At 46.2% G+C, this 25,193-nt stretch carries 27 protein-coding genes and 1 other RNA gene; 26 read left to right on the forward strand and 2 right to left on the reverse strand.

Features of this window, described 5'->3' with window-relative positions; genetic code table 11:
• Nucleotides 1–28: 28 nt before the first annotated feature.
• Genes HCN83_RS06520 through HCN83_RS06530 form a run of 3 tightly spaced genes read left to right on the forward strand, consistent with a single transcriptional unit; the run spans nt 29 to nt 2,217 of the window.
• Nucleotides 29–541 carry a YwpF family protein gene (locus HCN83_RS06520; RefSeq protein WP_168005632.1) on the forward strand — a complete coding sequence of 171 codons (513 nt, stop codon included), beginning with the start codon at nt 29–31 and terminating at the stop codon, nt 539–541.
• Entirely contained in the window at nt 538–1,392 is an 855-nt protein-coding gene (locus HCN83_RS06525) for a TatD family hydrolase (protein ID WP_168005634.1), read from the forward strand. The genes HCN83_RS06520 and HCN83_RS06525 overlap by 4 nt, the downstream gene beginning before the upstream one ends.
• 60 nt (nt 1,393–1,452) lie before the next feature.
• Nucleotides 1,453–2,217: a peptidylprolyl isomerase gene (locus HCN83_RS06530; RefSeq protein ID WP_168005635.1), complete on the forward strand. Its 765-nt coding sequence runs from the start codon at nt 1,453–1,455 to the stop codon at nt 2,215–2,217.
• Between the two features lie 56 nt (nt 2,218–2,273).
• Here HCN83_RS06530 and HCN83_RS06535 read toward each other — a convergent pair whose 3' ends face one another.
• Nucleotides 2,274–2,459, reverse strand: a complete 186-nt coding sequence (locus HCN83_RS06535) for a hypothetical protein (protein WP_168005636.1) — start codon at nt 2,457–2,459, stop codon at nt 2,274–2,276.
• 177 nt (nt 2,460–2,636) lie between these two features.
• Here HCN83_RS06535 and HCN83_RS06540 point away from each other — a divergent pair, with 177 nt between their 5' ends.
• From HCN83_RS06540 to moaA, 18 genes are all read left to right on the forward strand, one after another.
• A complete protein-coding gene (locus HCN83_RS06540) occupies nt 2,637–3,533 on the forward strand; it encodes a chemotaxis protein CheV (RefSeq protein ID WP_168005637.1) in 897 nt (298 codons plus the stop codon).
• Nucleotides 3,534–3,832: 299 nt separating this feature from the next.
• The gene (yhfH, locus tag HCN83_RS06545; protein WP_343033666.1) at nt 3,833–3,973 is read left to right on the forward strand and encodes a protein YhfH; all 141 of its coding nucleotides are present in this window, start codon (nt 3,833–3,835) and stop codon (nt 3,971–3,973) included.
• 211 nt (nt 3,974–4,184) lie between these two features.
• Nucleotides 4,185–4,790 carry an HD domain-containing protein gene (locus HCN83_RS06550; RefSeq protein ID WP_168005639.1) on the forward strand — a complete coding sequence of 202 codons (606 nt, stop codon included), beginning with the start codon at nt 4,185–4,187 and terminating at the stop codon, nt 4,788–4,790.
• A gap of 77 nt (nt 4,791–4,867) precedes the next feature.
• Nucleotides 4,868–5,404 carry a type 1 glutamine amidotransferase domain-containing protein gene (locus tag HCN83_RS06555; protein WP_168005640.1) on the forward strand — a complete coding sequence of 179 codons (537 nt, stop codon included), beginning with the start codon at nt 4,868–4,870 and terminating at the stop codon, nt 5,402–5,404.
• A gap of 2 nt (nt 5,405–5,406) precedes the next feature.
• Nucleotides 5,407–6,315, forward strand: coding sequence for an alpha/beta fold hydrolase (locus HCN83_RS06560; protein WP_168005641.1), 909 nt, complete (start codon nt 5,407–5,409; stop codon nt 6,313–6,315).
• 113 nt (nt 6,316–6,428) lie between these two features.
• On the forward strand, nt 6,429–7,112 hold the full coding sequence (locus HCN83_RS06565; RefSeq protein WP_168005642.1) for a cobalamin B12-binding domain-containing protein: 684 nt from the start codon (nt 6,429–6,431) through the stop codon (nt 7,110–7,112).
• Nucleotides 7,081–7,875, forward strand: coding sequence for an STAS domain-containing protein (locus tag HCN83_RS06570; protein WP_168005644.1), 795 nt, complete (start codon nt 7,081–7,083; stop codon nt 7,873–7,875). The genes HCN83_RS06565 and HCN83_RS06570 overlap by 32 nt, the downstream gene beginning before the upstream one ends.
• Nucleotides 7,868–8,488, forward strand: coding sequence for a polysaccharide deacetylase family protein (locus tag HCN83_RS06575; RefSeq protein ID WP_168005646.1), 621 nt, complete (start codon nt 7,868–7,870; stop codon nt 8,486–8,488). The genes HCN83_RS06570 and HCN83_RS06575 overlap by 8 nt, the downstream gene beginning before the upstream one ends.
• A 140-nt stretch (nt 8,489–8,628) precedes the next feature.
• Nucleotides 8,629–10,905, forward strand: a complete 2,277-nt coding sequence (locus tag HCN83_RS06580) for a DEAD/DEAH box helicase (protein ID WP_168005830.1) — start codon at nt 8,629–8,631, stop codon at nt 10,903–10,905.
• Nucleotides 10,902–12,080: a ribonuclease H-like domain-containing protein gene (locus HCN83_RS06585; RefSeq protein ID WP_168005648.1), complete on the forward strand. Its 1,179-nt coding sequence runs from the start codon at nt 10,902–10,904 to the stop codon at nt 12,078–12,080. Before HCN83_RS06580 ends, HCN83_RS06585 begins: the two co-directional genes overlap by 4 nt.
• Before the next feature lie 13 nt (nt 12,081–12,093).
• Nucleotides 12,094–14,007 carry a DUF294 nucleotidyltransferase-like domain-containing protein gene (locus tag HCN83_RS06590; protein ID WP_168005650.1) on the forward strand — a complete coding sequence of 638 codons (1,914 nt, stop codon included), beginning with the start codon at nt 12,094–12,096 and terminating at the stop codon, nt 14,005–14,007.
• Between the two features lie 95 nt (nt 14,008–14,102).
• Nucleotides 14,103–14,744 carry a 3'-5' exonuclease gene (locus tag HCN83_RS06595; RefSeq protein ID WP_168005652.1) on the forward strand — a complete coding sequence of 214 codons (642 nt, stop codon included), beginning with the start codon at nt 14,103–14,105 and terminating at the stop codon, nt 14,742–14,744.
• Nucleotides 14,745–14,961: 217 nt separating this feature from the next.
• Entirely contained in the window at nt 14,962–15,519 is a 558-nt protein-coding gene (locus tag HCN83_RS06600) for an SLOG family protein (RefSeq protein WP_168005654.1), read from the forward strand.
• 54 nt (nt 15,520–15,573) lie between these two features.
• Entirely contained in the window at nt 15,574–15,882 is a 309-nt protein-coding gene (gene gpsB, locus HCN83_RS06605; protein WP_168005656.1) for a cell division regulator GpsB, read from the forward strand.
• A 2-nt stretch (nt 15,883–15,884) separates the two neighbouring features.
• On the forward strand, nt 15,885–16,268 hold the full coding sequence (locus HCN83_RS06610; RefSeq protein ID WP_168005658.1) for a reverse transcriptase-like protein: 384 nt from the start codon (nt 15,885–15,887) through the stop codon (nt 16,266–16,268).
• 66 nt (nt 16,269–16,334) lie between these two features.
• Nucleotides 16,335–16,721, forward strand: an RNA gene (gene rnpB / locus HCN83_RS06615) — RNase P RNA component class B.
• Between the two features lie 94 nt (nt 16,722–16,815).
• Nucleotides 16,816–17,949, forward strand: a complete 1,134-nt coding sequence (locus HCN83_RS06620) for a THUMP domain-containing class I SAM-dependent RNA methyltransferase (RefSeq protein ID WP_168005660.1) — start codon at nt 16,816–16,818, stop codon at nt 17,947–17,949.
• 64 nt (nt 17,950–18,013) lie between these two features.
• Nucleotides 18,014–19,012 carry a GTP 3',8-cyclase MoaA gene (gene moaA / locus HCN83_RS06625; protein ID WP_281351696.1) on the forward strand — a complete coding sequence of 333 codons (999 nt, stop codon included), beginning with the start codon at nt 18,014–18,016 and terminating at the stop codon, nt 19,010–19,012.
• A 56-nt stretch (nt 19,013–19,068) separates the two neighbouring features.
• Here the strand turns inward: moaA and HCN83_RS06630 are convergent, their stop codons facing one another.
• Complete coding sequence (locus tag HCN83_RS06630) at nt 19,069–19,380, reverse strand: hypothetical protein (protein WP_205774526.1); 312 nt, start codon at nt 19,378–19,380, stop codon at nt 19,069–19,071.
• 158 nt (nt 19,381–19,538) lie between these two features.
• On the opposite strand from HCN83_RS06630, the gene HCN83_RS06635 reads away from it, so the two are divergent.
• The 5 genes from HCN83_RS06635 to parE all read left to right on the forward strand — a co-directional run bounded on the left by HCN83_RS06635 (nt 19,539) and on the right by parE (nt 25,192).
• Nucleotides 19,539–20,483, forward strand: coding sequence for an ABC transporter ATP-binding protein (locus tag HCN83_RS06635; protein ID WP_168005662.1), 945 nt, complete (start codon nt 19,539–19,541; stop codon nt 20,481–20,483).
• Nucleotides 20,480–22,039 carry an ABC transporter permease/substrate-binding protein gene (locus HCN83_RS06640; protein ID WP_168005664.1) on the forward strand — a complete coding sequence of 520 codons (1,560 nt, stop codon included), beginning with the start codon at nt 20,480–20,482 and terminating at the stop codon, nt 22,037–22,039. The genes HCN83_RS06635 and HCN83_RS06640 overlap by 4 nt, the downstream gene beginning before the upstream one ends.
• Nucleotides 22,040–22,092: 53 nt before the next feature.
• A complete protein-coding gene (locus HCN83_RS06645) occupies nt 22,093–22,515 on the forward strand; it encodes a universal stress protein (protein WP_168005666.1) in 423 nt (140 codons plus the stop codon).
• A gap of 11 nt (nt 22,516–22,526) precedes the next feature.
• Complete coding sequence (locus HCN83_RS06650) at nt 22,527–22,934, forward strand: CoA-binding protein (RefSeq protein WP_168005668.1); 408 nt, start codon at nt 22,527–22,529, stop codon at nt 22,932–22,934.
• Nucleotides 22,935–23,227: 293 nt separating this feature from the next.
• The gene (parE, locus tag HCN83_RS06655) at nt 23,228–25,192 is read left to right on the forward strand and encodes a DNA topoisomerase IV subunit B (protein ID WP_168005670.1); all 1,965 of its coding nucleotides are present in this window, start codon (nt 23,228–23,230) and stop codon (nt 25,190–25,192) included.
• The last annotated feature ends 1 nt before the right edge of the window (nt 25,193 follow it).

A 25,193-nucleotide genomic window follows, 5' to 3' on the forward strand; every position in this document is an offset into this window, starting at 1 on the left:
AACTATTTTATGAAGGACGGTGTTTTGCGTGAAAACATTCCGGCTGTGTTCGATGACTATATTGTTCGATAATCCGCCTGAAGAAGGCGAAACCGTTAAAGGAAGACATATTCCCCTTGTAGACGGACTTATTATCAATAAAGAAGAGGCTGATAAAAACTGGCTGCTTGAAGCGGTTACTGACACAAGTATGCAATCGTTTTTTGAAGACTACCGCTCCGAAAAGACCAGATTTATGGCGGAAGTGACAATTACGAAAAAAACAAACGATCCGGCCACGGTATACTGCATGATACGTGACGTTTTTGAATTAAACGACAGTATCGTCGTGCACATGGAAGGAAAAATTGTTGCTAAAAAAGAAGACCTCTCTGATATGCTGCTCCGTACGCTTCTCGATGAGGGATACGCAGGAGAAGAGCTTTATAACGAGTTCAGAAAACGTAAAAAAGACCGAGGGCGTTCGATTCAGGGTGTGCTTACGAACGCCTATGAACAAGCTAAACTGGAAGATGAAAAAACCGGAGAGGACCGGCTGTGAAAATAATTGATGCCCATATCCATCTTTCGTATATCGATCGATTTATCGAAACGGCCAAACGTATTTCACATGTTCACTATTCATGCAGCGGGCTGGAAGCCGAGATGCGGGATGCAGGTGTTACGGCAGCGGTCGGTATGGGGCTTGAAGAGCTCGAAGGAGGCCAAGGATTTCCTGACCCGGATGCTGCGACACCGATGCGTTTAAATATGTTGCGCGAGCGCTCTCCCCGCATTTATTCCTGTGCGGGGATAAACCCGCACCGCCTGTCTCCGGCTGCATTGAACCGATTGGAAAAAGAGCTTTTAGATCCACAAACAGTCGGGATCAAGATATATCTCGGTTATTATTATGTTTATCCTATGGACAGCAGGTATCGGATGATATATGAGATGGCCGCAAAATATAAGGTTCCGGTCGTCTTTCACACTGGAGATACGTTTTCAGAAAAAGGGCTGCTGAAGTTTGCACATCCGCTTGCTATAGATGAAGTCGCTGTAAGGCATCCGGACGTTACATTTATTCTCGCTCATTTTGGTGATCCATGGATGCTTGACGGAGCAGAGATCGTTTACAAAAACCAAAATGTTTACGCAGATTTATCCGGACTCATAGTTGGAGATCAATCAGAGCTGACGAGAATCGTTCAAACCCCTCATTTTTTTGACCATTTTAAACATGCGCTTGCTTTTGCAGACAGCTACGATAAACTGCTTTTCGGTTCGGATTGGCCCCTTATTCCTATCAAGCCTTACATTTCATTCATCCAGTCCATGATTCCTGAAGAGCACCACGAAAAAGTGTTTTATCAAAATGCCTTAAAGGTTTTTTCGAAAATGAAGCCCTTATAAATCCGCTTGTCTTTCCTCGACTCTCCCAGTAAAATAAGACGTTGAAGGGAGAGATGCTGGATGAAGCGTACAGTGGGATTACTTAGTTTATCTATTTTCCTGGCTGCCTGCGGCAGTGCAGGAAACGAGAATACAGCTGAAAACGAAATAGAGGATAATAATCAGAATGAATCTTCCGATGCAGAGGAGGCAGAGGAAGAAGAAGCTGAAGATGTTGAGGAATCAACGGTCGACATGCCGCAGATGGATGGAGATTTAGCAGATCACCCCCGAGCGATGCTGGAAACGTCTTTGGGAGACATTGAGATCGTCTTTTTCCCGGAACAAGCTCCTCTCGCGGTCGAGAATTTTTTTAAACTTGCTAAAGAAGACTATTATGACGGGATCATTTTTCATAGAGTCATCGAAGACTTTATGATTCAGGGCGGTGATCCCACCGGCACTGGATCAGGCGGAGAAAGCGCATTTGGTGAACCTTTCGAAGATGAATTCGACGAATCACTTGCTCATTTTAGAGGTGCTGTATCTATGGCTAACAGCGGACCTAATACGAATGGAAGTCAATTTTTCATCGTTCACGCTGATGAAACGCAGCTATCAGAAGAAATGTTCGAAGGCAGCGGATTCTCTGAGGAGCGCGTGCAGTACTACCTTGAAGCAGGCGGGACCCCTCATCTGGACGGCGGACACACTGTTTTCGGTCATGTTATCTCGGGAATGGATACCGTCGATGAGATCGCTGCTGTTGAAACAGAGGGAGCGGATGTGCCTCAGGAGGACGTTATCATCGAAAACGTTGAAATACTTGAGGCATATGAAGACTAAACTAAAAAACCCGGGCAGCCAGTCAGGCAGCCCGGGTTTTATCAGTATGTACGGTCTTATTTCGCATTGTCTCTAAACATATAAAAAATAAAGAGAATAATAGCCCCAACACCGACAATAGTAAAAATAACTTCTGTAAATCCTGTGCCGCCTTCACCGTTCTCTTCTGCAAATACGGTTACAGCAGGAAGAAGCATGAGAATTGTTAATGTAAGACTGAAAGGAAAAAGTTTACTGAGCATGAATGCCAACCTCCATTTTTTCTCGAGTCTGTACTATTATAAAATGAAATGGGTTCCAAATCAAACGTCATTTTCCAAACCTCCCCGGAACTTATCAGGATATCTAGTAAATACTCCCGCGATTCTTCCGATATAAAAGCTGATAGAGACGTTATTCAGTTATTGAAGGAGGACGAAATGACACAATCAAATATACTTTTGGAAAGCGGAACGAATGAACTTGAAATCATTGTATTTGAAGCAGCAGGGGCTCTGTACGGGATTAACGTCATGAAGGTAAGGGAAATACTTCAGCCGGAGCAAGTTACACCGCTTCCGCACAGCCACCCGGATTGTGAAGGCATCGCAGATATTCGTGGTGAAATTGTACCTGTTATTAATCTTGAACAAGTGCTTGGAAATCATGGACATGATGCAAAAGAAAGTAAATTTATCATTGCAGAATTAAACAGCCGCAAAGCAGCATTCCGGGTGACAACTGTAACACGTATTCACAGAGTATCGTGGGAGCAAATTGAGAGCCCTGATAAACTGGAATCCGGGGACCGCCAAATGACTGCAGGAATTATTCAGCTTCACGAAAAATTAATTCTGCTGCTGGATTATGAACGAATTGTACATGACATTCTGCCATCGACAGGATTTATGGAAGCACCTGAGAACCATGCTGCTGATACAAGTGCAGACGCTTCTATTTTAATTGCCGAAGATTCTCCTATGCTGCAGCGCCTGTTGAAAGATACATTGACTGGCGCGGGATTCAGTAAGCTTACAATCGCTGCTTCAGGAAAGAAAGCGTGGGAGCTGCTTGAAGAAGACAGCAGCCGTTTTCAGCTGCTGATTACAGATATCGAAATGCCTGAGATGGACGGACATCATCTCACTAAGAAAGTAAAACAGCATATCGATTTGCCTGTCGTTATTTTTTCTTCTCTTATTACGACAGATTTATTTCATAAAGGAGAAGCTGTCGGTGCAGATGCACAAATCAGTAAACCTGAAATCAATCAGCTGATAGGATCTGTAAATGATCTCTTGTCGTCAGCTCATGTTTCTTCATCACCTGCTAATTAACAATGCTGATACTTTCCGCAGTAACAGCAGAAGCCGTGTAATAATGGCTTCTGCTTATTTGTGCTGATAAAGAAAACTATGAATCTTTCAAACAAGAACACAGTTACAGCAGAGCCCAACTGCATGATGTGTATTGCAACAGAATGGTCTCAAAAGCAGTTGATTTCAGACTGCAGAACAAACTAAATATTGCAAACAGTGATAAAATCGAAAAAATGTTATATAAAAGGGTTGATTTATATATTCTGTTATAATACAATACATTTAACATAAAATTTTGGAGGGATTACCTTATGATCATGTCCAGCGTTGAGTTTTTTAAAAACCTGCCCCCGAAGCAATGTACGAAGTGTGGAAATCAGCTGGATGAGATGCATGAGTCTTACGTTCAGCAGTGCGATGAGTGTGATCAGGAAATAACGTTCGCACGTGCACGATAAGCTAATTTAATTAGACTAAGCAGAGGCTTCCGGTATTCCGGAAGCCTCTGCTAGTTTACAGACAGTATAAATCTGATACAATTTACGAAACAAACTACGTTTTTTAAGGTGTAGAAACACAATTGTTCAAAACGATCTGAATAGATACAATGACGCTGTGTGTCATCAATATGAAAAGCCATATTCGACAGCTTAAAGGCAGGGAGAAGCTATGGAAGACCATTATGAACTAATTAATGAAGCTTGGAAGACTGCAGAATTATACTTCAGCGGGGATTCCAGCGGACATGATATCGATCACTCGAGACGAGTCCATAAGCTCGCATTGCATCTGTGTCATGCAGAGGGAGGAAAATCTTCCATAACGGAACTGATTGCTATTCTGCATGACATTGGCGATCATAAACTGGATTCAGATAAGGGAACGGAGCTTATCAGGCAGCTGGGTTACCGGTTCCCGGCAAAAGCCGGGATTCTGCATGAGGTACTGGAAGAGTGCGCACGAATCTCTTTCTCAAAAGGTGGTATTCCACTGACGCTTGAAGGGAAAATTGTCCAGGACGCTGACCGGCTTGACAGTATCGGCGCTATTGGAGTAGCAAGGTGCTTCATGTTCGCCGGGAACCGCGGGCACCGGTTAACGGATGACCGCAGAAGTGCTGTACAGCACTTTTATGATAAATTATTAAAAATAAAAGATACACTGCACACTGATCGCGCCAGGCAAGAGGCGGAAAGGCGGCATGCTTTTTTAAATTTATTTTTAAATGAGCTGGAACAGGACTTAGATCCGCCTGCTGAAAACAATTTATCGTAATATGTACGTTAGTGCGGATGAAAAGCAGGGTATTGAAAAACAGAATCCTGTTCTAATTAAGAAGGAGGCTATAACCAATGTCACTTAACGGATTGAAAATAGTAACGGTAATTGAAGATGAGTTTGAAGATTCCGAGTTGATCTATCCTCACTATAGACTTCAGGAAGAAGGCGTCATCTGCCACATTGCAGGAAAAGAAGCAGAGAAAACGTACGTTGGGAAAAATGGGGTCCCTGTACAATCTGATTTTTCTTTTCAGCAGATTCAAATTGAAGAATATGACGGGATACTGGTTCCGGGAGGCTGGGCACCTGACAAATTAAGACGGTATGAGGACGTGCTTGATATGGTGACGTTCATGAATGATCGTAACCGACTGATCGGCCAGATTTGCCATGCTGGATGGGTGCTGGTCTCAGCGGATATTCTTAAAGGAAAAAAAGTAACCAGTACTCCGGGCATTAAACACGACATGATGAATGCAGGTGCTGATTGGGTAAACGAGGAGGTCGTAACAGACGGCAATCTCGTCTCAAGCAGACGACCGCCGGATTTGCCGGCCTACGGAAAAGCACTCGTTAAAAAACTGACAGAACTGAAAGGGTCCTATTAAGCGTGTACGATGGAAGCAGTGTCGCACAAGGGGATCTGTCGCTCACAAAGCCGAGACCACAGGCGGACGATTCAGCACTTAAAGCTTATTTGCAGTTCTATCAACTTCCGGCAGATGAGATGTTTTACAGGTGCGGATATATACCGGGGAAACATCCGGTTTTCATGCAGGTGTTTGGAGCTCACTCCAACCCTGCAGTTTTCGTCGTGCACGGTTATCTGGATCATACGGGCGGATTATCGAAACTGATTAACTGGCTTGTTAACGCCGGCTACTGTGTGATTACAATCGATCTTCCCGGACACGGTCAATCGGGCGGACACCGAGGCGCCATTCAAACTTTTCAGGAGTATGTCAAAGCGGTGCAGCATGCAGCAATCTGTGCTGCAGAACTGAACATTCATCCTGAATATGGATTGGGCCACAGCACAGGTGCCTCTATTCTCATGCAGGCGGCACAATCCGATCGTAACCTGCTTAATCAGCTCGTGCTGGCAGCTCCGCTCTACTTTCCTTTTAATTATAAAGCTGCCAGACGGGCACTGCATGTGCTGCCGGAATGGCACAGCCGCCAAAAAAGGCGCTTCAAGAAAAACTCTGGTGATCGTGCCTATAATAAGTTTATTAAACAGGATCCGCTGCAGGGCAGATGGATCTATAACAGTTGGCTGAAAGCTCTTGAAGTCTGGCAAGGTGAAATGGAAGCTATGCCTGTTTTCAAAGGAGATGTGCTCATTTTTCAAGGATTAAAAGATACGACGGTTGACTGGAAAACAAACATGCATTTCTTCAGGCGGAAAATCGAGAAGCCTGACATCATTCTGCTTCAACATGGAAGACATCAGCTTTTTAATGAATCCAGTCCCATAGAGGATTACATAAAAGAGCAGACCATCCTTTTTTTAAAATAGGCAGAGGCGCGGTGCGGTAGAAACAGCTTCTGATGTATGATAGACTATTTAAATATCAGCAGTGAATTCAATCTGCTTGACGACTATTATCCAACAAGGAGGGGTTCCCCCTCATGAATGATAAAACAGAGGCATTTACAGAAGCACTGTTGGATGGAGACCACGGTGCTGCTTTTTCGATCGTCCGCGAAGTCAGCAGAGAGACAGGCAGACTGGCATTGTTCAGAGATCTTATCACTCCAAGCATGTATGCAGTCGGGTATAAATGGGAGCAGGGTGACATCACTGTTGCAGAAGAACATCTCGCCACAGGCGTATGTGACTTCGTTCTTACGCAGCTGGAATATGAGCTGGTCAGCCAATCGAAGAAAATTGATGCTGAGCCAAAAGCGCTGTTTTTTTCAATGGAGAATGAGAAACATTATCTCGGTTTAAAAATGGTATCGATCTTGTTCAGGGAACGTGGATGGAATGTTAAATTTCTACAGTCTGACCTGCCGATTGAATTAGCGCTGCAGGAAGCCGCGCGCTGGAAGCCGTCCGTGATTGGTCTCTCCTTCTCACTAAGCTACAGGGCAGAAGAGCTGAGCGGGTATCTTGAAGGCTTCCATCAACAATCCAGAGAAGCAGATATTCTCGTCGGCGGACGGCTTGTATCGAAGTTTGACTTTGCAGCTATCGCTGCAAATACCACATTCTTAAAAGATTTAAATGAACTCACGGCGTGGTTTAAGACTACCGAAAAAACTGGGCGGGATAAAGCAGATGGACAATCAGATACCACTTCCGTTATTTAAACTGAACAGACAATTACTTGTGACGCATATGCATGACCCTCGTGATCTTTTCGGTGAAACGCCAAAGTCCTTTGAAGAGCTGGCGGATGAAGGAAGTCGGGAAAAGTGCAGACGTATGTTTGAAGCTTCTGTCGAAAGGACCGAGCTCAATATGATCACTGCCGAAGGTGTCCGCTTATGTGAACTGTTCATTACAGAAACGGCGGACGGCTGGAGCGTGCTGCTCGTACCCGCTTCGAACAGTTACTTGCAAGTTGCAGATAAACTTGAGAAGCTGCAGAGCAGGTTGGCGGAGACGAATTTTGAGCTTTTTGAAAAGAGCGAAAGTCTTTCACAGGCTGTGAAACGATCGAATAAATTGTCTGGACCTTTCATCGAATTGACAGATGGTCTTGCTATCGTGCCGCTATTTGGTGATCTGTCGTTTGAAAAGCTGGATGCCATTCAGTCGAATGTGTTAAAGCGTTCTTATCATGCGCAGCCTGAACGGATATTAATTGATTTTACCGGTGTAGGGGTTATTGAACTCTCTTCAGTTGGAAAGCTTCGTGACTTTCTGCTTATTTTTGAACAGCTTGGTATTTCAACAGTTGTGATCGGCCTGCATCCGGCACACGCAAGAACGATTCTTCCTTACAGACGTGAGCTGAACTTTGATGTAGAACGGTCTGCTAAAGAAGCGGTGCGACAATGGCTTTTATCTGATGAAGGAGAGGAGAGTCCTTATGTCAAAACGGAACCAAAGCCCTTGAATCGTGTCTGATGGAGTTGAGGTCAACTTCAATTCAAATGAAGGATGGAGCAGGCTTCCGGGAAAAACCGGCTGCGTCCTGCTCACGTTTGACGACGGACCCGGCAGGCAGACTGCAGACATCGTCTCTATTTTGAATCACTATGATGTCAAAGGACTTTTTTTCTGGCAGGGGCATCTGCTTCACCATAAACGCCCGTTTCAAAACCTATTGCAATCCGGCCATGAAATCGGAACGCACGCCCATCAGCACGTCGATCTGACTAGGCTGAAACCTGAACATGTCCGCTACCAGTTGTTCACCGGCAAGCGGGAGCTTGAGCGTTTGACCGGTCAAAAGATAAGCTACTTCAGACCGCCTTACGGCAAAATAAATACAACCGTACGTACCGTTGCCAGTGAGCTTGAATTGACTACAGTGCTCTGGAATATTTCCTCATACGATTGGGATCCGCACATGACTGCAGAAACAATTGTTGAAAGAGCGGCAAATGCAGGGACAAATTCCATTGTATTGCTGCATGAAAGAAAGGTTACGGTTCAAGCTTTACCGCGATTGATTGAATCGCTTCGTGCAAACGGCCGGCATTTGTTAAGCAGGTCAGACCGGCTTCCTTTTTCCTGACAGACCCGTTCCATTATGGAGCGGGTCTGTATTATGTTATGCCGGCTGTTGCAGTCCAAACGTATATTCGGTTACACTGAAGAAAATCATGTTAAGTTTGTTCGTTGTTTATTCTTTTCAGGAAAGGAACCGTTAAGATGATGTTTCGCAAAAATCTTCAGGATTTACTTGAAGAACTGAAGCTGGACCCCCAAGTAGAGTACTGGCATACAATGGAAGAGACTGAAGCTCAATACAGCCCGTTCCCTGAACAGCTTCCGCGCCACTTGATAGATGGATTACACCGGCGCGGAGTGACATCTTTATACAGTCATCAGCGGACAGCCTTCGACGCAGCTGAAAAACAGGAAAATGTTGTGGCAGTGACACCTACAGCTTCCGGTAAAACGCTTTGTTACAATCTGCCGGTCCTACAGCGGTTCTATCAAAACCCGGCGGCGAGAGCATTGTATATTTTTCCAACAAAGGCACTGGCACAGGATCAGATGACAGAGTTAAACGAGCTTGCTGACGAATTGGAAAATGGTCTGAAATGTTATACGTACGATGGCGATACCCCGGCCGGGCTGCGTCAGAAAGTACGAAAAGCTGGACATGTGGTTATTACAAATCCGGATATGCTCCATGCTGCCGTCCTGCCTCATCATACGAAATGGATATCATTATTTGAAAACCTGGAAACGATTGTGATCGATGAACTGCATACATACCGCGGCGTATTCGGATCACACGTTGGCAACGTTATTAGAAGGTTGAAGCGCATATGCGCTTACTATGGGAGCAGTCCTACATTCATCTGCACATCCGCGACTATTGCCAACCCGGTCGAGCTAGCAGAGGAGCTGATCGGTTCGCCATTTCGGCTCGTTCAGAATAACGGTGCACCTCGGGGGAAAAAGCATATTATTTTCTATAATCCGCCGATTGTTCATGAGCAGTTTCATATTCGAAAAAGCTCAACGAAAGTCGTAAATGATCTCGCTTCTGAATTCCTCAAAAATCAGGTGCAGACAATCGTGTTTGCAAGAAGCAGAGTCCGAGTAGAGATTATTCTAAGCCGTCTCCAGCATCTTATCAAGGATGACCTGTTAAAGCAGTCGATCAGGGGTTACCGCGGCGGTTATCTTCCCAGTCAGCGGAGAGAAATTGAAAGAGGATTGAGAAGCGGGGAAACGATAGGCGTTGTCTCGACGAATGCGCTTGAGCTTGGTGTTGATATTGGCCAGCTTCAAGTATGTATCATGACCGGATACCCGGGTTCGATCGCTTCTTCCTGGCAGCAGGCAGGCCGTGCAGGCAGACGACAGGGAGAATCGGTGGTCATTATGGTTGCAGGTGCTTCTCCGCTTGATCAGTACGTGTTTCAAAATCCGGATTACTTCTTCGAGCATACGCCGGAAACAGCCCGGATTAACAAAAATAATCTCATCATTTTGTCTGATCATATTAAATGCGCCGCTTACGAGCTTCCGTTTAAAGAGGGCGATGGATTTGACGATCTTTCGCCGGAAGATACAGCAGAGTTATTGGATTATTTAACCGAAATGCGCGTGCTTCACCATCGGACTGATACGTGGCATTGGATGAGTGACGCGTTTCCGGCGCATGAGATCAGCCTGCGTTCCGCTGCCCAGGAAAACGTCGTTATTATTGACCGTACGAAGCGAGGAAGTCCGAATGTGATCGGGGAAATGGATACGTTCAGCGCCATGACGCTTCTTCATGACGAAGCAGTTTACCTGCATGAAGGAGTACAGCACCAGGTTGAACTGCTGGACTGGGATGAAAAGAAAGCGTATGTCAGGGAAGTTGAGGTGGATTATTTCACTGATGCCAACCTGGCGGTGAAGCTGACCGTGCTAGATATAGATGATAGCAGGGATGCAGGGGTCTGCTCGCTGCAGTATGGGGATGTCATGGTAACAGCAATGGCTACGATCTTTAAGAAAATAAAGCTTGATACGTATGAGAATATTGGTTCGGGTCCTATTCATCTGCCTGAGCTGGAGCTTCATACGAATGGATTCATGCTTGAATTTGATCCTGACTTTTTTGACGATTTGAACGATGAAGAAACCGAACAGCTGCTGATTGGATTCTGTCATGCGCTCTCACACGTGGCTTCTGTGCATGTTATGTGTGATAAGCGTGATATTCATGCCGTGCCGGAAGTCAAGGCGGTTCATTCCGGACGGCCGGTCGTGTATTTGTATGACAGTTATCCTGGCGGGATCGGACTGGCTCAAAAGATCTTTGAGCAGGCAGAACATGTTCTGATGAAAACGGCTGACTATGTGGACCATTGCCCTTGCAGTCACGGTTGTCCAGCCTGCACCGGCACACAGGGAATGGACGACTGGAACGTGAAACGACGGCTGCTGCAAATAATGAGGAACTTGATGGAGGGATTGGCGTGAAGCTGAAACATAAGCTGAAGCGAATGAAGAGCGGGTTGGATGAGAAGCCGGCTCAGCAACGCCGGGCACTGTCGTCTGAGGTAACTGATTTTTCTTCCATCGGGTTTTATCCATTTTATCTGGATGGAGAAGTATCCTATCGGCGGAAGCGGGAATATCCGTTATCAGACAGGCTTGTCCACAGGATCCAGTCAGTCTGCAGTGAATGGCAGAAGCTCAGCTACTGCAGTCATCCGCTACGTTTTCATGATCAGCCGGAAAATTTGTTGTTTTTCGATACAGAAACAACCGGTCTCGCTTCAGGAGCGGGAACAAAGATTTTTTTAATCGGCTATGCCCGGTTAAAAAAAGATTCTATGGAAGTTACCCAGCACTTGTTAACAGGACCCGAGCACGAACAAGCTTTTTTAGCAGGTTTTCTGGACGATTTTGCAGAATCAGACACAATTGTTTCCTATAACGGCAAATCGTTCGATTGGCCACAGGTGAAATCGAGGCATGCATTCCTGCGGGAAAGGCTGCCATTGCTTCCGGAAACAGGACATATTGATCTGCTTCATGCAGCAAGGAGATTTTGGAAAGATCGGCTTCCCTCCTGCCGGTTATCCATCATTGAAGAACACATCCTTCAGAAAAAACGAACGGATGACACACCGGGAAATCTCGCTCCCCTGCTTTATTTCGAATATTTGGAAAATGGGGATCCGCTCCGGCTTGCCGGGGTCGTCGATCACCACGATCATGATGTGAGAGTGCTTGCCGAGCTTTACGTGCATATAGCTGAAAAAGTGCTCTTCCCTGAAAGGGCAGCAGACGCAAAAGAATTATCAGCCAGTGCCCGCTGGTGGGATTACCTCAGGCATCCGGAGCAGGCGGTGCCATTCTGGGATCGTATTCCTGCCGTCCACCTTCCTCAGGAGGAGCTGCTTCCGAAAGTTAAGCATCTCCAGCGAATGCGGCAGTATGAATCTGCTTCGAAGCTTATTCGAAGCTATCCGGCTCCCTCTGCCAAACATTATGAAGAGCTTGCTAAAATCGAAGAACGAAGACTAAAAAATCGTCATGCAGCGCTGGAGGCAGTTCAAAAAGGTCTAAAGCTGAATCCGGACCCGGCAGTAGCAGCCAAACTGATAAAGCGGAAGCAGCGGCTCGAGCGCTCTGCTTTATCAGGTTAAGAAAGGAGCGCTTATGAATCAATCGTTGAATGAACAAACGACAATGATGCGACAGTCATTTCCGTTCGACCTGCTCTCAGACGAACAATTTCAGCGGATTGCTGACAGAACGGTTAAAAGCTCGTTTGAAGAGAACGAGTTTCTTTTTCGTGAAGATGAAGAGGAAATTGAAATTCATTTTTTAATAAGCGGACTTGCTAAAAATATTCTGCACAGGGAAGACGGAAAAGATATTTCTGTACGCTTTTACTATCCGGGCGACCTGATCGGTGTAATGATACTGCTGGCGGGCGGAAGCATGAATTTTTCAGTGAAGGCACTGGAAGCGTGCGATACGATCAAAATCCGCCGGGAGGTTCTCTTGGAATTAATGGGCGAAAATGAGACGTTCAGTGAAGTTATCTTGTCCAATATCGGAGACAGGATGAAGTCGCTTTACGATGAAATAAAGAAAGAACGCAGTGCAGGCGACAGGGAAAACATTGGTCTGTTTCGAACGAGAGTCAATGCAATTATGGAACGACCGTTGACGTGCAGGCGCGAGCTGGCGCTTGATGAAGCTGCCGATTTGCTTGCTTCCCATCACGCAGCAGGCCTGATTGTTACTAATCGCCGCGGACAAATTGAAGGGGTGCTGACCCAGCAGCGGGTGATTCGCGGATTACTGCACGGTGCTCGTTCTGAAGAAGTAGCCAGATGGATGGATGATCAGCCGGTAACGATTCAGGAGGATGCTTTTTCATACGAAGTTCTGACTTTTTTCAAAGATGACTATGTAGATATCGTTCCTGTTATGCGAGGAGAGACACCAGCCGGAATGCTGACGGCAGAATCATTCCTGCAGCTGCAGGATTCGCATTACCTGCAGTTGTCCTATACGCTTCAACATGCTAAAACGATCCGGGACGCTGCATCTGTGTCACCGAATCACCATCGATCGTTTATTGAATTTACAGAAGCTTTGCTTGAGGAGCGTACTCACCCGACTGAAGTCGCTGAATTTATCTCAAGCTACAACGATCAGATTCATCGCCGGATGATTCAGCTTTGTTTGCAGCAAATGAAGAAAGAAGGATACGGGAGCCCGCCGGTAGAGTTCTGCTTTATCGTTATGGGAAGCCAGGGAAGAAAAGAACAGGCTTTCAGCAGTGATCAGGATAATGGATTAATATTAGATAATTACAAACACCTGGATAACTGGCGGGAAGTAGAAGACTACTTTCACCGTTTTGCCGCTAAAGTTAACCTGTCCCTTGTCGAAGCTGGTTTTCCGGAATGCCCGGGCGGAATTATGGCCCGTGAAAGACGCTGGTGCAGAGAAATCGATGAATGGAAACGCGAAGTGTTCCGGTGGGTAAAAGAGAGCGACGCTGAAGAGGTGCGTGATTTTACGATATTTATTGACTATCGTCCCGTTTACGGGGATTTCAACCTTGCAGAAACACTGCGGGATGCGATCACAGAACGTATTCGTAAAGCAGGGCTGCTTCATGCGTATCTTATGAAAGACACGATACGCTTTCGTGTGCCGGTTAATACGTTTGGAAGATTGACGCTGAAAGGTAAACACAAAACGATCGACTTGAAAAAATCTGCATTGATGCAGATCGTAAATGGTGTGCGTATTTTTGCGATCCGATACGGTATTAAAGAGCCGGGAACTGCAGCCCGGCTTGATCAGCTTGAAAAAATGGAAGTTTTTCACCCTCGTGATGTGAAAAACGCCAGGCTTGCGATGGATGTGCTTCTGTATCACCGTCTTCGCAGAAATATTTTTCAGTTAAAGCATGATAAGCCACTATCTAATGAACTTTCACCAATGGAGCTGGAAAAGGAAGACCGGCGTCAGCTGAAGGAAGCTCTTATTATAGCTAAACGAATGCAGCAAATGAGCGAGCTCAGCTTTCAGCGAAGCAAGGGGATTTAATGATGATGTGGTTTCGCGCTCTGCGGTCCACTGCTTCTTCAGTCAGACCTTTTTTGGCGCACCGCAGGGAATGGGTTCATGCAAATCCCGAAACGATGAAAAAAGTTAAAGACACTATTCTGCGTTTCAATCAGATTCTGCCGGATTTTACTGCCCCGCCTTCAGAAGCGGACATCGTTGTTTTTGATGTGGAAACGACAGGTTTTTATCCTTTCCTTGGTGATGACATCATTTCGATCGGTGCCGTACCCGTCCGCAAGCCGCAGCATAGCTTTTATGAACTTGTACGGACAGCACGTTCGATTCCGGAGCCGATTATAGAACTCACCGGGATTGATAACAACATGATGAACGCTGAAGGAAAAGCGTTTCCCGATATGCTGCTTGAATTTCTGACTTTTGCGGAGGGCAGCTTTTTGTCCGCGCATCCGGCCAGCTTCGATGTGCGGTTTCTGCAAGTACTCTGCAGAAGATGGCGGCTTCCGGTAGTTCGGCCCTACGTGCTGGACTCGTTCCATACAGCCAGGCTTCTTTATCCGGACGCCGACGCGAGCCTGGACGGATTGATTCAGCACTTTCATATGCCGGTAATCAGACGGCATCACGCCCTCAATGATGCCATTATTACAGCAGAGGTTCTGGAGAAACTGCTTTATCGTGCTGAAAATGCAGGGTGTCACTCCATTGGTACACTCGTACATGAAACGATGATGAAGAAAAAGAGGCGCCGGAGGTAATTGCAGTATTGCTTTTCTGCTCGTTATTGGCTAACATATATAGTGGTTATCAAGCAGCAGGGAGAGAAGAGAATGGCGAAAGTCTTAGTAGCGATGTTTTTTGCGGTTATTTGTGGTACGGTCGTATTTTTTCAGTAATGAATGAGCTGTTTCGTAGAATTCTGATTCTTCGGAGCAGCTTTTCATTTAAGGAATTCAGTATGGAACGGAGGACAGCATGGCAGTGTCGATGGCAATCAGCGGATATAAACCTCATGAAATAGGCGTCTTTAATGAGCGTCATGAGCAGCTTCCTTTTCTGAAGAAGGCGCTGCGCAGGAAAATAGAGGATGCTGTAAATGAATATGGTGTGGAATGGATCGTGATCAGCGGGCAGGCAGGAGTCGAGCTCTGGGCAGGAGAAGCAGTAATCGATATGAAAAAAGAAGGTGCAGCCGTCCAGCTTGCTGTGCTTGCTCCATTTCTGCAGCAGGAGGAACGGTATCAGGAAGCTGTGAAAGAGCTCTACCAGACAGTCTGGCAGCAAAGCGATTACCGTGCCTGGATAACTGAGCGTCCATATGAATCCCCTGAACAGTTAAAGCAGAAAAACAGGTTCATTGTAGACAAGACTGATGTCATGCTGCTGCTTTATGATACAGACAAACCCGGCACACCGTCTTTCTACCTGGAAGCTGCACATTCCAGACAGGAACGGGATCATTATCCGATTGTGTATATCACCCCGGATGATATCGAAGACGCGGTCCGAGACGAGCTGGATGACTGGAATTGACAGATAGCAGGATGTCTGAAAAAATGAAAGTATTACGGTAATGAGGTGACCTATATGGAGCGAAAAAATAAGCTGACTAAAAACGATATTTATGAAAAAGAATTTAAAACGAGTATGCGAGGCTACAATCAGGATGAAGTGGATCAATTTCTTGACGAGATCATCAAAGACTATGAAGCGTTTGAAACACATATTCAGACGCTCGAAAAAGAGCTTGAAGAAGCTAAGTTTGCACAGCCTGCCCGTACAGAATCACGTGTACAATCAAAGCCGCAGCCCGCAGCCGGAAACACTAATTATGATATTTTAAGGCGACTGTCCAATCTTGAAAAACACGTTTTCGGGAGCAAACTGAACGAATAATGATGGCGGAAGTGTATATAGATGCAGCGACAGCCGGTAATCCTGGTCCATCAGGAGCCGGAATTTATATTAAGGCTGGCGGAGAACATTATCGCTATGCTGTACCGCTTCCGGAAATGAGCAACCACGAGGCCGAGTTCCATGCATGTCTGGAAGCAATAAAGCGCTGTGAAGATCTTCATGTCAGCATCCTTTCAATACGGTCGGATTCGAAAATACTCGTCGATTCGATTGAAAAAAACTATGCTAAAAACCGTACATTTAATATGCTCCTGCGTGAAATTGACGAAAAGTCGAAGCAGTTTGATTATGTATTTGTTAAGTGGATTCCTTCCAGTCAAAACGGAGAAGCCGATTCATTGGCCCGGAAAGCGCTCAGACGATAATTCACCACCTATACAGCTCTGCGAATCTGTGATATGATTAATTTCGTTGTTTTTCAACGTCCATCTGTGTTCAGGTAATCGCTGTTTCTTAACAGAAACAGAGGAAAGTCCATGCTCGCACAGCCTGTGATGGCTGTAGTGTTCGCGCCTGGCGAAACCATAAGCCAGGGCAGCCTGATAAAGGCTGACGGCAGAAGGAATGCCTACGTCCGTATATCGGATATGGCAAACACTTCTTGAAAGTGCCACAGTGACGAAGCTCTGCTGGAAACGGCAGAGGTGGAACGAGGTAAACCCCGCGAGTGAGAAACCCAAAATTTGGTAGGGGCACTTCTGCAAAGGAATCAAACGGAGCAGAAGGCACTGCGTTAAGCGGTGCAGACAGATGATTACCGCACCGGTACGAGGGTGACTCCCGATCGCAGTACGGTGTACAGAACATGGCTTACAGAACACAGATGGTGTCTTTACGGAATGTCAGCCTCCACGTGCATATAGCGTGGAGGCTTTTTTCAAATGAATACTATTAGACCGGGAGAGGAAAAGCATGACAACTTACACACTGCTCGCAACGACAACAATGGGATTGGAATCGCTTGCTGCAAAAGAGTTAAAAAAACTGGGATTTACAGATTTAACAATTGAAAATGGCAGAGTCCGGTTTGAAACAGATGCACTGGGCATTGCCAGAGCGAATTTATGGCTCAGAACAGCAGATCGCATCAAGCTTTTAGTCGGCGAATTCGAAGCACGCTCATTTGAAGAACTATTCGAAAAAACGAAAGCCCTGCCATGGCAGGATTTTATAAGTAAAGATTCTGAATTTCCGGTGCTTGGCAGAAGTGTGAAATCAGATTTGTTCAGTATTTCAGACTGTCAGGCAATCGCCAAAAAAGCGATTGTAGAAAAGCTCAAGCAGGCGTACCCAATCGAATGGTTTGAGGAAACCGGACCGATGACGAGAGTCGAGGTAGCCCTTCACAAAAATACGGCCCAGCTGACGCTTGATACAAGCGGCGAAGGGCTTAACCGACGGGGATACCGTACCCGCCATAACCAGGCGCCGCTTAAAGAAACACTTGCTGCCGCTTTGATTCAGCTAGCCAACTGGTACCCGGACATCCCGTTTCATGATCCGTTCACCGGATCCGGTACCCTTCCAATCGAAGCAGCCATGATTGCTCAAAATATTGCACCGGGTGTTAACCGGGACTTTGCTTTTACCAAATGGGAATGGTACGACAGCGGACTTTATGAGCGTGCACTTGAGGAAGCAGAAGATCTGGCGAACTACGATACGAAGTTTGAAATCATCGGCTCCGACATCGATCATAAAATGGTCGAACTGGCGCGCTATAATGCTACAGAAGCTGGTTTTTTTGATCAAATATATATCAAACAAATGAGCCTGCGCGATTTCTCACCTAAAAGCGAAAAAGGAGTGTTGATCGGCAACCCTCCATATGGTGAGCGTATGCAGGATCTGCCCTATGTTGAAAACCTGTACCGGGAGCTTGGAACGATCATGAGCCGACACCCTCACTGGAGTGCCTATATTCTGGCAACGCATGAAAAGTTTGAAGAGCTTTACGGCAAAAAAGCCACGAAGCGCCGCAAACTTTATAACGGCAGCCTAAAAACGCAGTATTACCAGTATTGGGGAGAAAGACTGCCCAAATAAAAGAATACGTTTGCAACGAAACGGTGCGCTCCTTTATAATTGGCGCAGAAGGAGGCTGAGGCCGATGCTGACAGATAAGCGGAACAGACCACTCCGGGATTTGAGAATTTCTGTTACCGATCAGTGCAATCTCAGGTGCCGGTACTGTATGCCTAAAGAAATTTTTGACGATCACTTTCCATTTCTCGGCCAGGATCAGCTTCTCACGTTCGATGAAATAGTTCAGATCGTTCACGCATGCCGGACGACGGCTGACCTGAAAAAGCTGCGAATTACCGGCGGGGAACCGCTCTTACGAAAAAATCTCCCCGATTTAATCGGTCGGTTGCGGCGCGAAACGAAGATCGATGATATTGCGATGACGACGAATGGAATACTGCTTCCCAAAAAAGCGCACGTATTAAAAGAAGCAGGGCTTTCCAGGGTGTCCGTCAGTCTGGATTCGCTTAATAACAGCCGGTTTCAAGCTATTACCGGCCGCACGCTGAAAGTAGAGCACGTTTTAAACGGAATTAAAGCAGCAGAAGACGCCGGCCTTCCGGTTAAAATAAATATGGTCGTAAAAAAAGGGATGAATGAAGAAGATATTCTGCCCATGGTTGAACAGTTTAAAGGCACCGGTGTTATTGTGCGCTTTATTGAGTATATGGATGTAGGCAACGCAAACGGCTGGAAGCTTGACCACGTGATCACAAAAGCTGAGATTGTGGAAATGATAAACGCTGTACACCCACTCGAAGAGGCACCGGCAAACACACCAGGTGAAACAGCCTCCCGCTACCAATTTAAAGACGGCAGCGGAGAAATCGGCGTCATTTCTTCTGTATCAGATGCCTTCTGTGCTGCCTGTAACAGAGCGAGACTTACTGCTGACGGACAGTTCATCACATGTCTGTTCGCTTCAAAAGGGCATGATTTAAAAGCGGTGCTGCGTAACGAAGGCGAGTCGATCGATTCTGCAATCGCTCGGATATGGACCGGACGCAAGGATCAATACTCAGAAGACCGCCTAAAGCAGACAGCGGACAGAAAAAAGGTGGAAATGCACCGCGTCGGCGGATAACAGCTTCATTTACAGCAAATAACCTTCCGCATAATATGCGGAAGGTTATTTGCATGCTAGTCGTTTTCATGATCCGGGTATTCCATCCCGCCGCTTCTGTAAAAGACAATTTCACCTATATCATAATCATAAATGACTTTAACTCCTCTGAAATACCATGCGTCTTCATCAGTCACGAAAAAAAAGATACCGGCTTGCTTTACTTCAGACCCCGCGAGCCCGGGTCTGCCTTTCTCAACACCTGCGGAAAAACCGCCGGAGCCGACGCCGCCGACTCTGGCAAACAGCCTCACACTGTCACCCTCTGCAAGCTGCATTTCTTTTTTATAAAACTGCGCAGCTTCTTCTGATACTGTAAATAGTTCCATCTGTTATCACCTGTTTTCATTTTCTCATTCAGTCGCCTCGGAATCAAGCTGTAAGCTGTTTAGTTCAGGTTGAAAAAAGGAATAGAATGTCATCCTGTACCATTTTTACATAGCTGCAGGACTTCAGGTATAAAATTTCCAGAACAGGGGCTGAACGAATGATAGAATTTAATCAAGTTTCAAAAGCGTTCCCGGATGGTACAAAGGCGGTCTCCGGGAGCAGCTTTATCGTGGACAAAGGCGAATTTTTCGTTTTAATCGGACCGAGCGGATGCGGAAAAACCACGACGATGAAAATGATTAACCGGCTTATTGATGCATCAGAAGGTACAATCTCGATCAACGGAAGTGATATCCGCTCTAAAAACATTCACAAACTGCGTTGGGAAATCGGCTACGTCCTTCAGCAGATTGCTCTGTTTCCGCATATGACGATAGCAGAAAACATCGCCATTGTTCCGGAATTGAAAGGGTGGGATAAAAATACTGTTTCCGATCGAATTGATGAATTACTCCAGATGGTCGGACTGGATCCTGCTACCTACCGCGACAGAATGCCTGCAGAGCTCTCAGGCGGACAGCAGCAGCGGATAGGAGTCGTCCGGGCTCTGGCCGGTGATCCTGATATCCTGTTAATGGATGAACCATTCAGCGCACTTGACCCGATATCCCGCAGTCAGCTTCAGCGGGATATTGCAAAACTTCAGCAGGAAATTCAAAAAACGATCGTTTTCGTCACACACGATATGGAAGAAGCACTCCAGCTCGGAGACAGAATTGCAGTCATGAAAGAAGGGGAAATTATTCAAATTGCCTCACCCTCCGAATTGATTGCCAATCCTGCTGATGAATTTGTGGCTTCGTTTATCGGCAAGAAAACTTCTCCCTGGGATATGACGCTTGAAGCGATTGATGCTTCTCCGGAAGCAGCAGGACCATCGATCTCGAGGCATACAACGATCCGTGAAGCATTCCATATTATGAAAGAAAAAAATGTTTCCTCTCTTTCACTTGATCAGTCAGATCAGCACGTGTCACTTGAGATGCTGACAGGCTTTGTACAGCAGTTTACGGACCACGACAGAGGGGAGGGAGTGAAATGACGAATATAGAAACGTTTTTTCAACTGCTTCGTGAGCGATCGGATCTACTGACGACTGCTTTGTGGCAGCATATTGAGATGTCGCTGATTTCCCTTTTGATTGCGGTTTTTATCGCTGTACCGCTCGGCATTTTCCTCGCTATGTACAAAAAAGGAGCTGAGCCAGTTATCGGAACGACAGCAGTCATACAGACTATACCTAGTCTTGCACTGCTGGGGTTTCTAATACCATTTGTCGGCATCGGAACTACGCCGGCGATCATCGCTCTCTCTGCCTATGCGCTGATGCCGATTCTTCGAAACACCTACACCGGTGTTAAAGGAGTAGATCCCGCTCTTGCCGAAGCGGCCCGCGGAATGGGGATGACTTACCAGCAGCAGCTGATGAAAGTACAGCTTCCTCTCGCTATGCCTACAATCATGGCAGGAATTCGAACTGGTATGGTGCTAATCGTGGGAACTGCTACTCTCGCAGCGTTAGTCGGTGCCGGTGGGTTAGGTGACTTGATCATGACCGGACTGAACAGAAGCAATAACTATTACATCCTGATGGGCGCGATCCCGGCAGCTCTGCTGGCCTTGTTATTTGACGCTGTTCTGCGAATGACTGAAAAGCGGTCGAGCGGATCGTCCATTCGTCCGATCTTTGCTGTTGTAACAGCAGCTATTCTCCTCGTGGCGGTGCCAAACGTCTATCAGGCTTTTGATGGACGCGGTGGAGGTGCTGAAGAAATAACGCTGGCCGGAAAGCTGGGAGCCGAACCTGAGATCATCATCAACATGTACAAACTGCTGATTGAAGAAGAAACGAATTACGAAGTTGTACTGGAAGAAGGATTAGGTCAGACTGATATCGTGTTTCAAGCGCTGTTAAATGAGGATATTGATGGATATTTTGAATTTACCGGCACTGCGATAACGAATTTGCTGAACGAAGAGCCGGTTTCAAATGATGAAGAAGAAGCGTTTATTCAAGCACGGGACGGAATGTTTGATGAATACGGCCTTGTCTTTCTGGAGCCGATGGCCTACCAGAACACCTATGCGCTGGCTGTAACAGAAGAACTGCAGGAGGAAACAGGAGTGGAAACAATTTCAGACCTTACTTCCTTTGAAGATGAGCTGACCGCTGCGTTTACTTTTGAATTTTTCGACCGCACGAGTGACGGATATCCCGGAATACAAGAGGTGTACGGGCTGGATATAGCCGATGTTCAGACAATGGATCCTGGCTTACGGTCTGAAGCGCTGGTTGCCGGAGATGTCGACGTAATCGATGCTTATTCGACAGACAGTTATATGATTCGTTACAATCTCATTGCACTGGAAGACGATGAGAATGTATTCCCACCTTTCAACGGGGCTCCGCTTTTACGGGAGGATGTTCTGATCGACTATCCTGAGCTGGAACCGATCCTGAATCAGCTCGGGGGAATGATCTCTGAAGAGGAAATGATGGAAATGAATTACGAAGTTGATGAAAATGATGCGGATGCAAGCGCAGTCGCAGAAAATTATCTTGTTGAGGCAGGTTTACTGCCGGCAAATGGTGAATAAGTAAAGTATAGAATCAATTTTGCCGGTAATCGGCCGTTAAAGGGGGAATCAGAATGTTTCAGCATATTCTGCTAGCAGGCGACGGCTCTAAGCATGCGATGCGGGCATGTGAGAAAGCTGCCTATATTGCTTCACGCACTGAAGGTGCCCAGATCACACTTATACATGTAGTCGATGACCTCCCGACAAGAACAGACGTAATGGATGAAGAAATGCGTCCAAGGGACATTCCATCTCATCGAAAAAAACGAGTGGAGTCGATGGAGCATTACTTGCAGGGAAAGGAAGTACACTATACCGTAAAGCACATATTCGGAGAGCCTGGACCTGCCATCGTGAGAGAAGCCAATGAACAGAAAGCGGATTTGGTCGTCATCGGCAGCAGAGGCTTAAACCAGTTTCAGCAAATGGTGCTTGGGAGCGTGTCACATAAAGTGGCAAAGCGCGCCGAATGTCCGGTTATGATTGTTAAATAGGAGGAATAAATATGCTGAACCAAGAGCAAAAACGCGAGCTGCTGGAAACTGCAAACGTCATCGCAGTTGTAGGTCTTTCGGATAAACCGCACCGTACTTCATACCAAGTATCAGAAGCCATGCAAAAAGCGGGCTATACGATCATACCAGTTAATCCGAACGTGAATGAAGTGCTTGGAGAAAAATCGCTGTCGTCTATCAGAGAACTTCCGTCAGACGTAGATCTCGTAAACGTATTCCGGCGCAGTGAATTCCTTCCTGAGCTGGCAGACGATTTTCTGGAAACAAACATCCCCGCATTCTGGGCCCAGCTGGGCGTATTTGATCGGGGTACGGCGGAAAAACTGGAACGCGGCGGGAAACAAGTCGTCATGGATGCCTGTATTAAGGTGGATCATGCCCTGTTAGTAAAAAAATAATCAGGCAAATACTGAGTTTCATTAACATGGGTTAATTGCAAGCGGTATAAGTGAATGCAAAAAAGAACCCGGTGCAGGGCGTTCATTCCTGCCCGGGTTTTTTGTTCATGCTAAAACGGAAGACGGTTGAGTATATCGAATACCCTCAAGTCAATTTAAATTAATACGTACATACGTTTGACAAGTGTTGCACCTTTGCGCTAATAATAGATACAGAGAAAGCCGTGATACGGAATTGAAAGTGTGGTAAAGTAAGACAGGCACAAGGACCTGCAGGAAAGGGGTTACGATAAGTGGTTAAACAGACTTTTGATTATAATGATGAAGCAATACAGGTGCTGGAGGGACTGGAAGCAGTCAGAAAAAGACCTGGTATGTATATCGGGAGCACCGATCACCGTGGCCTTCACCATCTGATATTTGAAATAGTAGACAACTCCGTTGATGAAATATTAGCCGGCTTCGGCAACACGATTGAAGTAACGCTTCACCGAGATGATTCTGTAACGGTCCGGGATAACGGACGCGGCTATCCGACAGGCATGCACGCCATGGGTAAACCGACGCCCGAAGTTATTTTAACAGTTCTTCACGCTGGCGGTAAATTCGGACAGGGAGGCTACAAAACGAGCGGAGGCCTTCATGGGGTCGGTGCTTCTGTTGTAAATGCTCTGTCTTCCGAATTAAAAGTAGTAATCCACCGGGACGGCTCGGTTTATGAACAGACATTTCTGCATGGCGGAAAACCTGCAGGAACGCTTAAAAAAACAGGATCAACAAAAAAAACCGGGACAATATTAACGTTTAAGCCGGATGAACTGATTTTTCAGCAGCGCAGCTTCCATTACGAAACAGTTGCTGAACGGCTTCGTGAGGCAGCCTTCCTTTTAAAAGGAACAACGTTGAAGCTTCTGGATGAGCGAAGCGGCGAGAGTGAAACGTTTTTATACGAAACGGGGATTGAGGCGTTCGTTGATTATTTAAATGAAGGAAAAGAAACACTTCACCGCGTCGTATCGATGGAAGGTGTACAGGACGAAATTGAAGTTGATTTTGCTTTTCAATACAATGACGCCTATACTGAGAATATTTTGTCATTTGTTAATAATGTCAGAACGAAAGACGGCGGCACCCATGAACTAGGTGTAAAAACCGCGGTCACGAGAACAGTCAATGAGCACGCCAGAAAGCTTTCCCTACTGAAAGAAAAGGACAAAAATCTGGATGGCAGCGACATTCGTGAAGGTTTTACAGGCGTTCTTTCCGTACGAGTGCCGGAGCACCTGCTTCAATTCGAGGGACAGACAAAAAGTAAACTTGGTACAGCTCAGGCCCGCACGGCAGTGGATCAGGTCATTACATCGCGTCTGATGTATTATCTGGAAGAAAATCCGGAGTTCAGCAATGCACTCATTCGTAAAGCGGTACGTGCTTCCCAGGCCAGAGAGGCTGCACGTAAAGCACGTGAGGAAGCCAGAAGCGGCAAGAAAAACAAGCGTAAGGATGCAATGCTTTCCGGAAAGCTGACACCCGCTCAAAGTAAAAATGCAGCTAAAAATGAACTGTATCTTGTAGAGGGTGATTCAGCAGGCGGTTCAGCGAAGCAGGGCCGGGACAGGAAATTTCAGGCCGTCCTTCCCCTCCGCGGAAAAGTGATCAATACCGAAAAAGCAAAGCTTGCTGATATTATGAAAAACGAAGAAATACGAACGATAATCTACGCTGTAGGTGGAGATGTCGGAGCTGATTTTGATGTGACGAGTATTAATTATGACAAAATTGTCATTATGACCGATGCAGATACGGACGGAGCGCACATCCAGGTTCTGCTGCTGACATTCTTCTACCGCTATATGCGTCCGCTCATCGAGCATGGAAAAGTATATATTGCACTTCCGCCTCTGTATAAAGTCAGCCGTGGGACAGGCAAAAAAGAGAAAGTTGAATATGCGTGGAACGAAGATGGCCTGCAGGACGCAATGAAACAGGTAGGCAAAGGTTATACGGTTCAGCGCTATAAAGGGTTGGGTGAAATGGATGCCACTCAGCTTTGGGAAACCACAATGGACCCCGAATCACGCACGCTGGTGCGGGTAACGCTGGATGATATTGCGCGAGCTGAAAAGCATGTATCGACGCTAATGGGAGATAAGGTCGAACCGCGCAGAAACTGGATTGAAAAACATGTTGCTTTCGGGCTCGACGAGGAAAGCAATATTATGGAAAACGATAGTCTGCACGTAACTGAGGAGGATTAGT

Origin of the sequence: Alkalicoccus luteus (genome assembly GCF_012034335.1) — a bacterium.
Taxonomy (GTDB): Bacteria; Bacillota; Bacilli; order Bacillales; family Salisediminibacteriaceae; genus Alkalicoccus; species Alkalicoccus luteus_A.

Excerpts from the sequence above, each read along its gene's own strand:
- moaA (WP_281351696.1), top strand. The coding sequence starts at position 18,014 with ATGCTGACAGATAAGCGGAACAGACCACTCCGGGATTTGAGAATTTCT.
- HCN83_RS06540 (WP_168005637.1), top strand. The coding sequence starts at position 2,637 with ATGACACAATCAAATATACTTTTGGAAAGCGGAACGAATGAACTTGAA.
- HCN83_RS06580 (WP_168005830.1), top strand. The coding sequence starts at position 8,629 with ATGTTTCGCAAAAATCTTCAGGATTTACTTGAAGAACTGAAGCTGGAC.
- HCN83_RS06535 (WP_168005636.1), bottom strand. The coding sequence starts at position 2,459 with ATGCTCAGTAAACTTTTTCCTTTCAGTCTTACATTAACAATTCTCATG.
- HCN83_RS06565 (WP_168005642.1), top strand. The coding sequence starts at position 6,429 with ATGAATGATAAAACAGAGGCATTTACAGAAGCACTGTTGGATGGAGAC.
- HCN83_RS06570 (WP_168005644.1), top strand. The coding sequence starts at position 7,081 with ATGGACAATCAGATACCACTTCCGTTATTTAAACTGAACAGACAATTA.
- HCN83_RS06650 (WP_168005668.1), top strand. The coding sequence starts at position 22,527 with ATGCTGAACCAAGAGCAAAAACGCGAGCTGCTGGAAACTGCAAACGTC.
- HCN83_RS06600 (WP_168005654.1), top strand. The coding sequence starts at position 14,962 with ATGGCAGTGTCGATGGCAATCAGCGGATATAAACCTCATGAAATAGGC.
- HCN83_RS06635 (WP_168005662.1), top strand. The coding sequence starts at position 19,539 with ATGATAGAATTTAATCAAGTTTCAAAAGCGTTCCCGGATGGTACAAAG.
- HCN83_RS06620 (WP_168005660.1), top strand. The coding sequence starts at position 16,816 with ATGACAACTTACACACTGCTCGCAACGACAACAATGGGATTGGAATCG.
- HCN83_RS06555 (WP_168005640.1), top strand. The coding sequence starts at position 4,868 with ATGTCACTTAACGGATTGAAAATAGTAACGGTAATTGAAGATGAGTTT.
- HCN83_RS06640 (WP_168005664.1), top strand. The coding sequence starts at position 20,480 with ATGACGAATATAGAAACGTTTTTTCAACTGCTTCGTGAGCGATCGGAT.
- HCN83_RS06550 (WP_168005639.1), top strand. The coding sequence starts at position 4,185 with ATGGAAGACCATTATGAACTAATTAATGAAGCTTGGAAGACTGCAGAA.
- HCN83_RS06530 (WP_168005635.1), top strand. The coding sequence starts at position 1,453 with ATGAAGCGTACAGTGGGATTACTTAGTTTATCTATTTTCCTGGCTGCC.
- HCN83_RS06595 (WP_168005652.1), top strand. The coding sequence starts at position 14,103 with ATGAAAAAAGTTAAAGACACTATTCTGCGTTTCAATCAGATTCTGCCG.
- HCN83_RS06590 (WP_168005650.1), top strand. The coding sequence starts at position 12,094 with ATGAATCAATCGTTGAATGAACAAACGACAATGATGCGACAGTCATTT.
- gpsB (WP_168005656.1), top strand. The coding sequence starts at position 15,574 with ATGGAGCGAAAAAATAAGCTGACTAAAAACGATATTTATGAAAAAGAA.
- HCN83_RS06630 (WP_205774526.1), bottom strand. The coding sequence starts at position 19,380 with ATGGAACTATTTACAGTATCAGAAGAAGCTGCGCAGTTTTATAAAAAA.
- HCN83_RS06645 (WP_168005666.1), top strand. The coding sequence starts at position 22,093 with ATGTTTCAGCATATTCTGCTAGCAGGCGACGGCTCTAAGCATGCGATG.
- HCN83_RS06610 (WP_168005658.1), top strand. The coding sequence starts at position 15,885 with ATGGCGGAAGTGTATATAGATGCAGCGACAGCCGGTAATCCTGGTCCA.
- yhfH (WP_343033666.1), top strand. The coding sequence starts at position 3,833 with ATGTCCAGCGTTGAGTTTTTTAAAAACCTGCCCCCGAAGCAATGTACG.